Origin of the sequence: Streptomyces sp. NBC_01267 (assembly GCF_036241575.1) — a bacterium.
Classification (GTDB): domain Bacteria; phylum Actinomycetota; class Actinomycetes; order Streptomycetales; family Streptomycetaceae; genus Streptomyces.
Genome location: NZ_CP108455.1, coordinates 230,227 through 245,281 on the forward strand (window position 1 = coordinate 230,227; position 15,055 = coordinate 245,281).

Sequence of the window (15,055 nt, forward strand, 5' to 3'; positions counted from 1 at the left end):
CGAGGTGGTCGAGGTTCTGAGGTTCCTGGCTGCTGGGGCGGGGAACGGCACCGAGATGCCAGGAACCTCCCCCAGGGCCACGCATTCCGCTCCACAGCAGCCGATCGCCCAGCCAAATAGCCATCCGGTTAGGGCAGTTGGGTGTGGGCAAGGGCGATAAGTTCATCCTCGCGGGCGGCCAGGAGGGCCTTGTCGAGTCCGGCGGCCGAACCTCATGCTGTTGGCGTGGACACCGACAGGACATGGGCGCGCGCCAGATGCCCGCTGGGTTCGTCGCACTCGGGCTCGGCAGCTTCGGAATCGGCCTGACCGAGTTCGTGATCGCGGGCCTGCTGCCCGAGGTGAGCCGCGGCTTGGGCCTCTCCGAGTCCGCAGCCGGATGGCTCATTTTCGGGATACGCCCTGAGCGTCGCGATCGGCGCGATCCTGCTGACCGCCGCCACCACCCGCTTCCACCGCAAGGCCGTACTCGTCGGGTTGGTGACGTTGTTCGCCCTCGGTAACCTGCTGTCCGCCGCCGCGCCCACCTACGCCGGGGCACTGCTCGGCCGCGTCGTCGCCGCCCTGTGCCACGGCTCTTTCTTCGGCATCGGCTCGCTTGTCGCCCGCCGCATGGTTCCGCCGGAACGGGCTTCGCGTGCGGTCGCCGTCATGTTCGCCGGGCTGACGATCGCCAACGTGCTGGGCGTGCCGTTCGGCACTCTGGTCGGCGAACACTGGGGCTGGCGCGCCACGTTCTGGGCGATCACCGGAATTGGCCTCCTGGCCGTGGCCGCCATCGTCGTGTGGGTCCCGTCCTGGGCGGGCACCGTGGACGATGCCCATCGGAAGGTAGGGCTGCGTCCGCAGCTACGCGTCTTCCGCTCCTGGCAGGTCTGGCTGACTCTCGCCGCCACCGCCCTCGGTTACGGCGGCATGTTCGGGGCCTTCAGCTACATCGCGTACACCTTCACCGAGGTCACCGGCTTCTCCAGCGCCGACATCGCCTGGCTGCTCGTCGTCTACGGCAGCGGCTTGGTGATCGGCAAACTCGCCGGGGGCCGGGCGGCCGACCGGAACCGCGACCGCACGCTGATCGTGTCCCTGGCGGGACTCGCCGCCACGCTCACAGCATTCGGGATGCTCGCTGAGGGGCAAGGTCGCATCGGTGGTCCTGGTCTTCCTGACGGGCGTCTTCGGGTTCGCTGGTGTCCCCGGCATGCTTACCCGTGTCACGGACGCCGCTGGCGGCGCGCCGCTCGCTGCCATCGCCAACGTCTCAGCCTCCAACATCGGCAACGCCCTGGGCGCCTGGCTCGGCGGCCTCGCGATCAGTGCCGGCCTGGGCTACACGGCACCGCTGTACGTGGGCGCCGCGATCGTGGCGCTCGGCCTCGCTGTGATGGTGGTCACCGCGCTTTCCGGGCGCTCCGCTTCACATTTGTCGGCAGGCCCGGACCAGACGGCTGGTCACACCTGGACGACGGGCGGCAGCAGGCAGTCGGCGAGCGGGGTGCGCACCCAGGCGTACGTGAACGACACGCGGCTCCCACCGGTCGGCAGGGGTTCAATGGTGTAGGTGCCGTGGGCCAGGCGTCGGCCGGCCGCGCTGACATTCCGTTCGACAATGCGCCGCGGCTCATCGGCCTCGACGACCTCGATGGTGACCTCGGTCTTCGTGCCCCCCAGCGCGGCTGAGACCGTGGCACAGGATCCGATGCCGCGGGCAGGGCCGCTGTAGCGCCATCCGGTCAGGTAGTGGTTGGTGAATCGCTCGTGGTGAGCCATGACATCGAGGAAGTCGTAGACCTGTTCGGGCGTCTGCGGCACGTCGATCAGCACGGTGACAGACTTCATGTACCACACGGTACACAGAGCATGTACCCATCGGTACACTCGCGACGTGGTGAATACGGACGGCTCGCATCCTGAGGGCAAGGCCACGCCCAGCACCGACGGAGACCGGCGCTCTCAACTGGTGAACGCGGCCGTCGACCACGTCACGGCACACGGGCTCTCGGACCTGAGCCTGCGCGGCCTGGGCGCCGCGATCGGTGTCAGTCACCGCATGCTGATCCACTACTTCGGTTCCAAGGAACAGCTGCTCGTCGAGATTGTCCGGACGTCCGAGCAGCGCCAGCGCGATCTGCTGTCCCGGTTCCGTCTGGAACCCGGTTTCTCGCCCTCCGACGCCGCGAGGCTCCTCTGGCAGCAGCTGGCAGATCCTCGACTGGCCAGTCAGGAGCGGCTCTTCTTCGAAATCTACGGGCACGCGCTGCAGGGCCGCCCCGGGGCTGCCCCGGTCCTCGAAGGGCTCGTGAACAACTGGCTGGAGCCGCTCATAGCGGCCGAGGTCGCCGCAGGTGCGGACCCCGTCCTGGCCCGGAGCCGCGCCAGGCTGGGGCTCGCCACCGTCCGCGGTCTGCTGCTCGACCTGCTCGCCACCGGTGACCGCGCCGGGGTCGACGCGGCGATGGAGGAGTTCCTCCGGCTGTACTACGGCTCGAACTGACGAAGTCACCGGCCAGACCGAGCCGCTGGGCTCGCGCCCCGCAGGGGATCCGGTGGTACGTAGGCGTTGTACGTACCGAGCACGACGTAGGCCGTCCAAGTCTCCTTGGGCAACCTCACTGGATGGGGCTGCGTGCCACGGAGGCAGCCCGGTCCCACGGTTCATGACCGGACACGGCTCGGCATCGGTTACAGGTGTCGTTCCGACGGGTGCGCACTCTCGCGACTGGAGATTGCTTCGGGCAACCCAGCGAAGCGTTGTCGCACCCTGCCCCGTCCGCTCATCTGCGAGAGCTCTACCATCATGTGGCGTTTCGTCGTCGGACGCCGATGCCTTCCTGGCCGTGTCCGCTGCCCAACGCCCACGACGTCCGCCGTACAGCGATGGAGTCGGGTATCGAGCAATCGAGGAAAGGTACGTTCATGCGCGCTCGGAGTATCGGCACGGCCGCCGCAACAGCACTGGCACTGGTGGCTGCCCGCGACCTCGTCCAGAAAAAGCACGCACTGCTGAGGAACTTCCCCGTGATCGGGCACGCCCGGTACCTGTTGGAGACGATCGGGCCGGAACTGCGCCAGTACGTCGTGACGTCCAACGAGGAAGAGCGCCCGTTCAGCCGTGACCAGCGCACCTGGATCTACGCATCGGCGAAGGAAGAGAACAACTACTTCGGGTTCGGAACCGACGTAGACGTCGAGCACGTGCAAGGGCACGCGTACGTGAAGCAGCGGACGTTCGCCGGCACGCTGCCCGATCTGCGTGACCCACAGGCTCCGCTGCCCTCGGCCAAGGTCCTGGGCGGCCCGCGCGGGCGTGCCAAGGCGTTCCGGCCGGCGAGCGTCGTGAACATCTCGGCAATGAGCTTCGGATCGCTGTCCGGCGCGGCCGTCACGGCGCTCAACAAGGGCGCGGCGTTGGCCGGCGTGATGCAGAACACGGGCGAGGGCGGCCTCTCGCAGTACCACCGCAACGGCGGTGACCTCGTCCTCCAGATCGGAACGTCGTACTTCGGTTGCCGAAACGAGGACGGCACCTTCAGCCTCGACAAGCTCAAGGACGTGGTCGCAGGCGCCCCGGTCAAGGCGATAGAGATCAAGCTCTCCCAGGGCGCCAAGCCGGGGCTCGGGGGGATGCTCCCGGGAGCGAAGGTGACCCCGGAGATCGCCGAGATCCGAGGCATTCCGGCCGGCAAGGACTGCGCCTCCCCCTCTCGGCACACGGCGTTCCACGACGTCGACTCGATGCTCGACTTCGTGGAGCTGCTCGCTACCGAGACCGGTCTGCCGGTCGGGATCAAGAGCGCTGTGGGGGAAATGAGCTTCTGGCAGGAGCTGGCCACGCTGATGGCGCGTGGCGATCGCGGGGTCGACTTCGTGACCATCGACGGAGGCGAGGGCGGTACCGGCGCGGCTCCCCTGATCTTCACCGACTCGGTGTCGCTGCCGTTCCGGATGGGCTTCTCCCGCGTCTACAGCACCTTCGCCGACCGGGGTCTGACCGACGACCTCACCTTCATCGGCTCCGGCAAGCTCGGCCTGCCCGAGAACGCCGCCGTCGCCTTCGCCCTGGGTGTCGACATGATCAACGTCGCCCGTGAGGCAATGCTGTCCATCGGCTGCATCCAGGCGCAGAAATGTCACACCGACAAGTGCCCCACCGGCATAGCCACCCAGAACCCGTGGCTGGTGCGCGGCGTCGACGCACCCTCGAAGGCGACCCGGGCCGCTGTCTACCTGCGCACCCTGCGTAAGGAACTGCTGAAGGTCTCGGGAGCTGTCGGCGTCGCCCACCCGGCGCTCATCACCACCACCGACATCGAGATCATGAACGGCGACTACGACGCCCGCACCCTGGCCAACGTCTACGGCTACAAGGACGGCTGGGGCGAACTCGGCCCGGAGCTCGCCCAGGAGATCACCGCCCTGCTCGCCACCGAACCGACCCCTCTTCACAAGCCTGCCAGCTGACGGGTGACGAGTTGCCGCTGCCTGATCCGCAGGTCGGGTGGTACGGGAGCGGTCGGCCCGACAACGGCCGCCTCGCCAGTCGTCAGCCCCGTCGCGGCGGGTGCCAGGAATGTCACGATACGGTGCGCGGTCGCCTCGTTCTCCTCCCAGACTTCCAGCAGCGTACGGATGACGGAGCCGGCCTCCGCCCCGCCGGCGATGTCCCACACCGCGATGGCGGCATGGAGACGGGTCCACTCGTAGCCGACGGCCAGCATCTCCTTCAGCGGGGTCGGCCTGCCCGCCGCGACCGCACTGCCGAGGTGCGCCACTGACTTGCCGCGGTCACGGCCCGGTCGGTGTTTCTGGCTGCGCAAGGTGGTAGCCCAGAGGAGTTGCGACGTGCTCGACGGCCTGCCCCATCCGGCGGGTCTGAATCAGGCCGGCACGCCGTAGAACCGCGGCGTGCCGGCTGGCTGCGGCGTTTGATACGCCGAGCAGGGAGGCCAGTTGCCGCCCGGTGACTCCTCCCGACATGACGATGCTCTCGAGTGCCTCCGCTCTGCTGGTGCCCAGTAGCGGTCGCAGGGCTGCCCGTTGGCCCGGTCCGATGCGCGGGGCAGGCCCTGCGGGGATCCGGACGGTCAGCTGATCGTCGGCGGGCTCGGCCAAGGTGACCCGCTTGCTCGTAGCCACCGCCTGGATGTGCAGGGACCCCTGGCCGAGTTCAAGGTCGGCGTCGAAGGCCGTCGGTAGTTCCAGGACACCGTGACGGAACCTGATTCCGTGTCCGAGATGTTGGAGCATGGCTGAGGCGCCGCTGCCCACGTAGATCTGGGAGAGGCCGGCGGCTCGGGTTGCGACCGCGGATCGGATGCCGGAGTGGTACGGCTCGATGGCGGTGGTGCGGAGGTGGTCGATGGCGTGGGTCAGGACGCTGTGCGCCTTCTCCTCGCCCTCGGCGAGGGCCTTGGTGAAGGGCGTGGGACTGCAGCGGGCGAATAGGTGGGAGAGGTGCAGGGGGCTGACGCCGTCAGCAAGATCGGGCGAAATGCTACGCGTGTAGAGCTGCGCCAGCGGGCCGCCCTGGGGCCGCCCACTGCGGACGGCGTAAAGCCTCCCGGCTGCTGTCAGTTCGGCGCCGAAGTCCGGGAGGGTGCAGACACTGATGCTGCCTAGGCACTGTTTCTCGGATCATGTTCGGAGCCAGATGACGAGGGCTGCGAGTGTGACGGTGCCGAGGTAGATGTAGGCGCGTTTCTCGTAGCGGGTGGCGACGGCGCGGAAGCCTTTCAGACGGTTGATTGCGCGTTCGACGGTGTTGCGTTTCTTGTATCGCTCGCTGTCGAAACCGGTGGGACGGCCGCCTCGGGAACCGCGATTCTTGCGGTGTCTCTGCTGGTCGAGGCGTTCGGGGATGGTGTGCCGGATTCCGCGTCGTCGCAGGTAACGCCGGGTTTTCCGAGAGGTGTAGGCCTTGTCCGCGAAGACATGGTCGGGCCGGGTCCGGGGCCGGCCGACTCCGGTTCGGGGCACGGAGACCTGCTCCAGTACTCGCTCGAACTGGGGGCCGTCACCGTAGTGTCCGGGTGTCAGGACGAGGGCGAGTGGCCGGCATCGCCCATCGGCGGCAAGGTGGATTTTGGTGGTGAATCCGCCGCGGGAACGTCCCAGACACTCGCCGATCTGACCACTTCCTCCAGCCGGACTGCCAGTTTCCTCAACACCGGATCGACCTGGTTCGTCCCCCCAGCGATCCCCCTTTGAGGGACCGCGACCGCCGGCGCCTTCCTCGCGCCAGCGGCGTGCTGGTGGGCCCGCACAACTGTCGAGTCCACCGACACATCCCAGTCGATCCCGCCCACCGCGTCCTCGGCCGACTGGATGCGGGACAGCAGCATCGCCCATGTCCCATCCGCTGACCAGCGGCGATGTCGTTTATAGACCGTCTCCCACGGCCCGAACCGCTCCGGCAGATCCCGCCACTGCACACCGGTCCGCACCCGGTAGAGAACCCCGTTGATCACCCGACGGTGGTCGCTCCACCGACCACCACGCGCACCACCAGGAGGTAAGAACGACTCCAGCCGATCCCACTCCGCATTCGTCAGATCCCCACGGCCCATACAGCCACCCTCGCCCCAACACCCCACCCACGTCAGGAGATCCGAGAAACAGTGCCTAGGCCTGCGGACCCGAGATGAATCCGAATCAAGGTTGGCTCCCTGTGCACTTGACGTTCCCATCAGGGCTTTTGCGCGTGCATGACGAAAGCTACCCGTGTCCGCCCGCAACCGAAAGGGTCTGATGCACGATCGGGTGACATCTGAACTGGCTTGCCCTGTAGGGCAGGTGGGAAGGATGTCGCTGTGCCCAAGCCTTATCCGGAAGAGTTCCGCGAGGATGTCGTGCGGGTCGCGAGGAACCGCGCCCCGGGTGTGACGGTCGAGCAGGTGGCCGCCGACTTCGGCGTTCACGCGATGACGCTGTGGAAGTGGATGCGCCGGGCGGACGGCGACGCCGGGACGAAGCCCGGTACGACCGGCCAGGAGAGCACGGAACTGCGCGAAGCACGTCGGCGGATCAAGCTGCTGGAGCAGGAGAACGAGGTCCTGCGCCGGGCTGCGGCCTACCTGTCGCAGGCGTATTTGCCGGGAAAAGGATCTACCCGCTCGTAAGGGAGCTGGCCGTGGACGGGGTTCCCGTCACGGTCGCGTGCCGGGTCCTGAAGCTCGCCAGACAGCCCTACTATCGCTGGCTCGACAAGCCGGTGACCGACGCTGCGGTCGAGGAGGCGTATCGCTCAAACGCGTTGTTCGACGCCCACCGCGAGGACCCGGAGTTCGGTTACCGCTTCCTGGCTGACGAAGCACGAGTCACGGGAGCCGGCATGGCGGACCGGACCGCGTGGCGGATCTGCCGGGACAACCGCTGGTGGAGCGTGTTCGGCAAAAAACGCGGCAGGGTCAAGAAGTCCGGTCCGCCGGTGCACGACGACCTCGTCCGCCGCGACTTCACCGCGGATGGCCCGAACAGGCTCTGGCTCACCGACATCACCGAACATCCCACAGCGGAAGGGAAGCTGTATCTCTGCGCGATCAAGGACGTCTTCAGCAAGAGGATCGTGGGCTACTCGATCGACGAGCGGATGAAGTCCCGCCTGGCCGTCGCCGCCCTGGACAACGCTGTTGCCCGGCGTGACAGCGTCGCCGGGTGCGTCCTGCACAGCGATCGCGGGTCGCAGTTCCGGTCCCGGAAATTCGTCCGCGCACTCGGCCACCACCAGATCGTCGGCTCGATAGGACGGGTCGGCGCGGCGGGCGACAACGCAGCCATGGAGTCCTTCTTCAGCCTGCTGCAGAAGAACGTCCTCGACCGCCGCACGTGGGCCACCCGCCAGGAACTGCGGATCGCCATCGTGACCTGGATCGAGAAGACCTACCACCGGCGCCGTCGACAAGCCGCACTCGGCCGACTGACCCCTGTCGAATTCGAAACCGTCATGACCACACCGGCCCTCCAGGCCGCGTGACTGAACTTGTCACCCAACCCTGCATCAGACCCAAACGATGCGTCACACCACGGCGCGACGCTAGGGGGAAGCGACCTCGCCACGGTGCGAAACGGCGGGCGCGAGCAGGACTGCCGGCCTGAGGAAAAGCCACAACTCGTCACCTTCGTCAGACCACACGGCGATCACGGCCACTGTGCCGCGACGTCGTCACTCGATCAGGAGGAAGTCTCATGCACATGGGCAAGAAGCTGGCTGCGACCACGGCACTGCTCGGCGCCATCGCCACGGTCGGAGTGTTGGCCGCCACCCCGGCGAGCGCGGATGTGGGTATCCGGCTGAGTACCAGCCACAACGTAGGCGTGTACGCGGATTACAACGTCATCGACAACAACGACAAGGTCGCCAAGGACCTCTCTCCCGCGCAGCATGACGGGATCGACGTCGACTGCTACAGCCGCCTGGGGAAGGACCTGGGCCTCGGGAGGACTTGGTACCACACCATCGCCGAGTACCACAACGACCTCGGATTCTCTGAGTACATATACGGGTGGACCTACGCTCCCTATGTGGACAACAGCGCCGCCGTGAACGGTCTCCCCGACTGCCGCTACTAGTCTCTGCGGGGTTTGAGCAGGGCCGGGGACTGGCACGGTAGCTGTGCGCCGTGCCAGTCCCCGTCGCATCAGTCGATCGACTGCCTGAGGCGCTGAAGCCGTCGCTGATCTTCGTACACGCGAACAAACCTTCAACCGCCCGCTGCCGTCCGCCGACTGTGGGGCCCCGCAACTGCACGGGCGGGGCCCCCAGCACAGTTCGGCCGACTTGTGTTCTTCGCGAATTGCATGTCTCACCAGACAGTTTCGTTGCGGTTGGTGCCCGAAGGCGATGTGCGGAAGATCGCCCTTTCGGGGTGGAGGCAGCAGCCGACCGTTCCTGAAGCGTGATGCAGAAGCCTGGGCTGGGCAGGCGAGGCCGGGTTGTGTGGCCGTGTCGATCAGTGGCCAGGGCGCGGTCGGGGAGTGTGGCGACGGCTTGCCGCCGCCACACTCCCCGGGAGAGCTGCGGCGCGGGCTGCGGAGCTGGTGCTCTCCGGGGACGAGCACGCGGACGAGGAAATCAGGGCCTTCAACACGAGGACGGGCCACGACTACGTGGCTCTCGATTTCGCCGAGTACGACAGCAGCCGTGCCGTGGTCGACTACGCGTGGGAGGCCGCTCGCCCGGCTCGACCACGGATCGCGCACGTCACTGGGCGCGGTTCTCTGGACGAAGCCGCTTACCGGATGGTCCGCGCCCACATCGCCACTCTGCGCCGAACTCCGGATGGCGCACCGACGCGGGCGCCGTCGGTGCGGCTGGTGACCGGCAGGCTCACCCGGCACCCCACGAGCCTGACCGAGCAGGCAGGGTCGGCCTGAGGGAGGTCCTGGCCCGCTGCCCCGCTTGCCAGAGCGGCCTGAAAGCGCGCGCCCAAGTGCAGATGAGCGAGCGTGCTCAGGCCCAGGCGATTCAGTGGAAGGCGGTGACGTTCTCTGAAGCCCACTGCCGGAACGGCCGCGCCGGGGTTCCGGTGACCTGTGACACCGTGTCGAGCACCGTCAGCAGCGCCTCGTTGACGTCTCCGCCCGTGACGTCGAGTACCGCGTCTGCGGCCTCTGCCCCGAAGACCGCGGCCATCTGTGCGTGGGCCTGCCGACGGCTGATCTCGGCGAAGGGCACCTCCCGGCCCAGCGCTGCCGCGATGGCCTGCACCTGCTGGCGGGCGCTCACCGGCTCTGGTCCGGTCAAGGCATACGTGCGCCCCTGGTGACCGGGCTCGGTCAGCGCCACCCGTGCCACCGACGCGATGTCCGCGGGGTGGATGGTGGGCAGTGCGGTCTCCGCGTACGGCGCGCGGACGGTTTCGTGCTCACGGATGGGAGCCGCCCACATCAGGGCGTTCGAGGCGAACTGCGTCGGCCGCAGGATCGTCCAGGCCATGCCGCTGGCCTTGAGCAACCGCTCCACCGCCAGGTTCTCGCCGGCGGGGCCCAGATGCGGGTGGGTCTGGACGGTAATCGACGACACCAGCACGACGTGCTCTACACCCGCCTGCCGGGCGGCTTCGAGGATGTCGGCGTCAGATCCCAGACGCGACACGAGAAACAGCGAGCGCACCCCCTCCAGCGCGGGCCGCAACGACGCCGGCTCCGCGAAGTCGCCCTCCACAGCCTCGACCCCTTCGGGGAAGGTGGCTTGTGCAGCGTTGCGGGTGAGCCCTCTCAGCGGCCCGGCACCGCATACGTGCAGTTCCTTCAGCAGTGCGCTGCCTATGTTTCCGGTGGCTCCGGTCACGAGGATCATGAGCGCGTTCTCCCTTTGTCAGATGGTCAACTGGAAGACACGTTAAAAGCTCAATCATGCTTCAGGTCAAGGAGATCCCTGGCCCTTCTTGCCGCTGGGCACGTTCCGGCACGTACACCGGCGCCTTGCCCGAGCACGACAGCCGACATGCGAACAGGTAGCAGGTGAACACCTCACCGCACCGTCGGCGCACAGCACCGCGTCCGCCAGCTCGAACCACGCGTCGCGCCGAGCGGTCAGACACTCGTAGAACTCGCCCCGGAAGCATGGCGCTTCCGCGAACGCTTCCCTCCGGACAGCATCTGGCCAGCAGACTCGCCGTCACCGCCTTCGCCTTGGTCACGTACACCTTGGCCGGAGCACGGATCGGACGAAGCCGCCCCCACGGCCGGCGAATCCCCGGCTGAGCGACTCGGTACGAGACGCCGTTCGAGGCCGGAAGGAAGAGAACGAGCTCAGACTGTGTCTGGCACCTGAACCAGCCTGTTTCCCTCGGACAGGGGCCCGTCGGTCAGGGCTGCCCGGCGTGCGAACCAGCGTCAGATGGCAGTGCGGCCACCGTCGACGGCAATGGTCGCGCCGGTGATGTAGCCGGCCTTCGACGAGGCGAGGAAAGCGACGACCTCGGCGATCTCGGCAGGCTCGGCCGCGCGCTTCATCGCTGTGGTTTCGGCGAGCGCGTCGAACAGTTCGCGGTCCGCGTCCCGGGTGTGTACCGGGCCTGGGGCAACGGTGTTGAAGCGGACGCCACGACCGCTGTACTCGGCTGTCCAGCTCCGCGTCAGTGATGCCAGCGCGGCCTTGGTCGCGCCGTACGCGGCAGCGTTGGCCAAGCCGAGGCTGCCGGCCATGCTGCCGATGTTGATCACGCTGCCCGAACCCTTCGCTGCCATCGCCGGGGCGAAGGCGGCCACGAGGAAGAACGGCGCGCGGACGTTACCGGCGAACATCGCGTCGTAGTCGGAGACCTTCATGTCCTCGGTCGGTGCCCAGACGGCAGTCCCGGCGTTGTTGACCAGGACGTCGATCTCGCCGACCTCCGCCGCGAGCCGGTCGATGCCGGCCGGGTCCTGCAGTTCCGCCGCGACGAATCGGCCGTGGCCGCCGACTGCGGTGATCTCGTCGATGGTCTCGGCGCCGCGCTGGGCGTTGCGGCCGACCACGACGACGGACATGCCGTCGGCGGCCAGCCGTTTGGCAACCGCCCGGCCGATGCCGGACGTGGCCCCGGTAACCAGGGCGGTGAGGGGATGCGGGGCGAGGTTTGCACGCGCTGCGGACATGGGGAGCACCTTTCGGCTGGCCGGGGCAGACGCCCGGCAGGCGGGTGAACCACGATGCGCGGCCCCCCGGGTTCTACCCCTCCACTGTCCCTGCCACCGCAGGCTCCGGCACTTGCGGCTACTGCATCTCGGGGCGCCGCGCAGTCGCAGGTTCCCGGCCCGTTCTCGCCCGCCGGAAGGAACCATCCACGGCGGCAAACAGTGTGCCGAGTCGGCCGTGCCGTCCGTCCTGCGCCCCGGGCGTGGTCGCTCCGCAGCAGCAGGGGTGGTCGAGGCCGAGGGAGGAGATCCGAGTGAGGACGTGGAGCGTGACCAGGCGTTTCAGTTTGGCTCGGACGCCTTCGGTGTTCTTCGGGAGCAGTTCGCGGTCGCGGGCCCGGAAGCGGGCCGGGTGCCTCGTCGAGAACCGCGAAGATGCCCGATGCGCGGGTAGTTCGGTTGTTCGGGCAGGTCTGGCGCGGCGGCCCGGGTGGGGATCCCGTCGGCGAGGGCGGCTACGGGCTCCCGGTGACGAGCGTGGGCCCGAGGCCGTTGACAAAGGGATCAGGGCCTACCGACCATAGAACCCACACCAGGGCTGACAACGTTGTCGTACGAACACCGGGAGCGACGTGACCCAGTTGAATCGCAGGCGTTTCCTGTCCAGTGGGATTGCCGCCGCCGGTGGTGGTGTTCTCGGCGCGCTCGGGCTGTCCGGCGTCGCCGACGCAGCGCCGGGCGGCACCGCAGGCACCCAAGGCGCCCGCCTCCTCCACATCGACGGCCACGAGATCACCAGCGGCTGGACCTTCACGGCGGCCGACGGGACGACACCGCCCGGAAACCAGGTGGCCAGCGCTCAGCGCATCACCGGCCTGAAGCCGGCTGTCGTGCCGGGCACGCCGCTCACGAGCATGATCGCCAACGGCGAGTACCCCGATCCGCTGTACGGCCACAACGTGACCGACACGGTCCCGGACACCCTCAAGGACACCGACTACTGGTACCGGGTCGCGTTCCCCGTGCCGCGGCTGATCCCCGGCCAGCGGTTCTGGCTGCAGTTCGACGGCATCAACTACCTCGGCACCATCTGGCTCAACGGCACCCACGTGGGCACGGTGGAGGGTGCGTTCACACGGGGCGTCTTCGACGTCACGGACATCATCGCGAAGGCAAGCGGCACGGCTCACCTCGCGGTACTGATCGGCAAACTGGACTACGTCGACCCACCGTCGCTGCCGAGCTACGCCAGCGGCGTGACTCGCGGCGGACACAACGGTGGCAAGACCGGGATCACCTTGAAGAATGGGCCGACGTTCTTCTGCGCGGCGGGCTGGGACTGGCTGCCCACCATCCCCGACCGGGACCTGGGCATCTGGCAGCCGGTCACCTGGTCCACGACGGGGCAGATCCGGCTGACCGACGTGCACGTCGATCCGACGCTCTCCGCCGATCTGAGCACGGCCGACATCGCGATTGACCTCACCCTCGACAGCGCCTTCAGCTCTTCCCGGTCCGTGGTGGTCAGGGGTGTCCTCGACGGCCGCGAGTTCGCCCGGACCGTCACCGTGCCGGCCGGCGCATCCACGGTGACGGTGACCTCGAAGGACATCGCCTGCCTGCGGCTGAACCGCCCGAAGCTGTGGTGGCCGAACGGATACGGCGATCCCCACCGCTACCGGCTCTCCATCGGCGTCGAGTCCGGCGGCCAGGTCCACGACGAGCGGACGGTGGACTTCGGCGTTCGGCGGATCGAGTACACCAAGCCGATCCAGTCACAGTCCGGCACACCGGTGGACTGCCTGGCGATCGCCGTCAACAACCAGCCGATCCTGGTGATGGGCGGCAACTGGGGCCTGGACGAGGCGCTCAAGCGGATTCCGCGGGAACGGCTCCGCGAGCAGGTGCGGTTGCACAGCGAGGCCAACCTCAACCTGATCCGGAACTGGAACGGCCAGAGCAGCACCGAGGACTTCTACGAGGCGTGCGACGAGTTCGGCATCCTCGTCTGGCAGGACTTCTTCTGCTCGACCGAAGGTCCTCCGCCGGCGAACGTCACCCGCGACCTGGACAATATCCGGGACTGCATCGTGCGGTTCCGCAACCACCCGTCGATCCTGTTGTGGTGCGGCGGCAACGAGGGCCCGCCGCCGCAGCAGCTCATCGACGGCCTGGACGCGCTGGTCGCCGAGCTGGACCCCAAGCGCGCCTCGCTGACCAGTTCGGCCGGCGATACCGGCAAGAACCCCATCGGCGGCTACAGTTCGGGCGGGCCGTACCACTGGGTCACCCCCAGCACCCACTTCGACCTCAACGACGGCACGCACTGGCCACCGTTCCACAACGAGGTCGGCTCGTACTCGATCCCGACCCTCGAGTTCATCAAGAAGATGATTCCCGAGGCGTCGTGGGAACACCCGGACGACTTCTGGGCCGACCGGGACGTCAACGGCAACGGTGGCAACGGCGGCGGCGCGGGTTACCTCCAGATCACCGCGAAGCGCTACGGCGAACTGCAGAATCTCCCCGACTTCGCCCGCAAGTCCCAGCTGATGAACTACGAGTGCATCAAGGCGATCTACGAGGCGCACGCCGCGAACATGGAGAGCGCCGCGCCGGGCAAACCGTACCCGCGCACCGGCGTCATCATGTGGATGACCAATCCCGCGCAGCCCAGTTTCGTCTGGCAGATGTACACCCATGACCTTGAGGCGCACTCGTCGTTCTACGCGGTCCAGCACGCCTGCCGGCGGGTCAACGTGATCCTCAACAGCCGGACGTACGACGTGGTGGTGGCCAATCACACCCGAGCGGACGTGCGGGGCACCGTCGCCGTCACGCTCTACGACCTGGACGGAAAGGCGTTCAGCAACACTTCCTGGCGCGTCGGCGGAGCAGCGGCGTCCGACCACACCGTGATCGGCAACATCGCCACGCGGCTGAACGGCGCACCCTCCGATGTCGCCTTCGTCCGGCTCTCGTTCAACGATGCGCACGGCGCCGAACCGGTCCATAACTTCTACTGGATCGAGAACCCGACCCGGGCCGCGGGATTCTTGAGCCTGGACGATGTGGCCCCGGCCGCCGTCTCCGTCGCGGCCGACGTGAAGCACGGGAGGGGCAACATCGAGCTGACGGTGGAGGTCGAGAACATCGGCAAGGGCGTGGCACTGATGGTGCACCTGCAGGTGTACGACACCCGGACCGGCGAACGTATCCTGCCGGCGACCTTCGACGACAACTACCTGAACCTGGTGGGCGGCGAGTCGCGCACTGCCAGGGTTCAGTTGGACACCGATCAGGTCCGCAACCACAAGGACATCGGTGTGCGGATCGACGGCTGGAAGATGGACCAGCGGACCTCCCGGCTGCGGGGACACGGCGTGGCTGTCACCTTCAACCAGGCGGCGTTGTCGACCCGTCCGCCGACGAAGACCTTCGGCGGGTGACCGGAACGCACGGGTGTGGCCGACCGCGGCCGGCCATACCCGTCGTCCGG

10 protein-coding genes and 2 pseudogenes are annotated in these 15,055 nt (G+C 67.8%); 7 read left to right on the forward strand and 5 right to left on the reverse strand.

Annotation, left to right across the window (positions count from 1 at the left end; genetic code table 11):
• Positions 1-257 precede the first annotated feature (257 nt).
• A pseudogene (locus OG709_RS01255) lies at positions 258-1,558 on the forward strand (MFS transporter).
• Here OG709_RS01255 and OG709_RS01260 read toward each other — a convergent pair.
• Positions 1,456-1,836: pseudogene (locus OG709_RS01260) on the reverse strand (SRPBCC family protein); the annotation flags it as partial. The pseudogenes OG709_RS01255 and OG709_RS01260 sit on opposite strands and share 103 nt — an antisense overlap.
• A 46-nt stretch (positions 1,837-1,882) precedes the next feature.
• Here OG709_RS01260 and OG709_RS01265 point away from each other — a divergent pair.
• Together OG709_RS01265 and OG709_RS01270 are read left to right on the forward strand one after the other, a co-directional pair.
• On the forward strand, positions 1,883-2,491 hold the full coding sequence (locus tag OG709_RS01265; RefSeq protein WP_266644693.1) for a TetR/AcrR family transcriptional regulator: 609 nt from the start codon (positions 1,883-1,885) through the stop codon (positions 2,489-2,491).
• 422 nt (positions 2,492-2,913) lie between these two features.
• The gene (locus tag OG709_RS01270; RefSeq protein ID WP_329164393.1) at positions 2,914-4,458 is read left to right on the forward strand and encodes an FMN-binding glutamate synthase family protein; all 1,545 of its coding nucleotides are present in this window, start codon (positions 2,914-2,916) and stop codon (positions 4,456-4,458) included.
• Here OG709_RS01270 and OG709_RS01275 read toward each other — a convergent pair.
• Both OG709_RS01275 and OG709_RS01280 read right to left on the reverse strand, forming a co-directional pair.
• Entirely contained in the window at positions 4,440-4,814 is a 375-nt protein-coding gene (locus tag OG709_RS01275; protein ID WP_329164395.1) for a hypothetical protein, read from the reverse strand. The genes OG709_RS01270 and OG709_RS01275 overlap by 19 nt on opposite strands.
• 817 nt (positions 4,815-5,631) lie before the next feature.
• A protein-coding gene (locus tag OG709_RS01280) for an IS5 family transposase (RefSeq protein ID WP_401279564.1) occupies positions 5,632-6,563 on the reverse strand; the annotation gives its coding sequence in 2 pieces (ribosomal slippage) (positions 5,632-6,213 and positions 6,216-6,563; 930 coding nt in all).
• Between the two features lie 243 nt (positions 6,564-6,806).
• Between OG709_RS01280 and OG709_RS01285 the strand changes: the two genes are divergently transcribed.
• The 3 genes from OG709_RS01285 (at position 6,807) to OG709_RS01295 (ending at position 9,369) form a co-directional block, all read left to right on the forward strand.
• Positions 6,807-7,969, forward strand: a protein-coding gene (locus OG709_RS01285; RefSeq protein ID WP_326694943.1) for an IS3 family transposase whose coding sequence is annotated in 2 segments (ribosomal slippage) — positions 6,807-7,091 and positions 7,094-7,969 — 1,161 coding nt in all. Because the reading frame shifts where the segments join, the coding sequence is not laid out codon by codon here.
• Positions 7,970-8,187: 218 nt separating this feature from the next.
• Positions 8,188-8,565 (forward strand): hypothetical protein, encoded by a 378-nt coding sequence (locus OG709_RS01290; RefSeq protein ID WP_329164397.1) that lies wholly within the window; start codon positions 8,188-8,190, stop codon positions 8,563-8,565.
• Between the two features lie 405 nt (positions 8,566-8,970).
• Positions 8,971-9,369 carry a hypothetical protein gene (locus OG709_RS01295; protein ID WP_250305019.1) on the forward strand — a complete coding sequence of 133 codons (399 nt, stop codon included), beginning with the start codon at positions 8,971-8,973 and terminating at the stop codon, positions 9,367-9,369.
• A 91-nt stretch (positions 9,370-9,460) separates the two neighbouring features.
• Here the strand turns inward: OG709_RS01295 and OG709_RS01300 are convergent, their stop codons facing one another.
• The gene (locus OG709_RS01300; protein WP_250305018.1) at positions 9,461-10,294 is read right to left on the reverse strand and encodes an NAD(P)H-binding protein; all 834 of its coding nucleotides are present in this window, start codon (positions 10,292-10,294) and stop codon (positions 9,461-9,463) included.
• 539 nt (positions 10,295-10,833) lie between these two features.
• Positions 10,834-11,577, reverse strand: coding sequence for an SDR family NAD(P)-dependent oxidoreductase (locus OG709_RS01305; RefSeq protein ID WP_250305017.1), 744 nt, complete (start codon positions 11,575-11,577; stop codon positions 10,834-10,836).
• A gap of 611 nt (positions 11,578-12,188) precedes the next feature.
• Between OG709_RS01305 and OG709_RS01310 the strand changes: the two genes are divergently transcribed.
• A complete protein-coding gene (locus OG709_RS01310; RefSeq protein WP_329164403.1) occupies positions 12,189-15,005 on the forward strand; it encodes a glycoside hydrolase family 2 protein in 2,817 nt (938 codons plus the stop codon).
• The last annotated feature ends 50 nt before the right edge of the window (positions 15,006-15,055 follow it).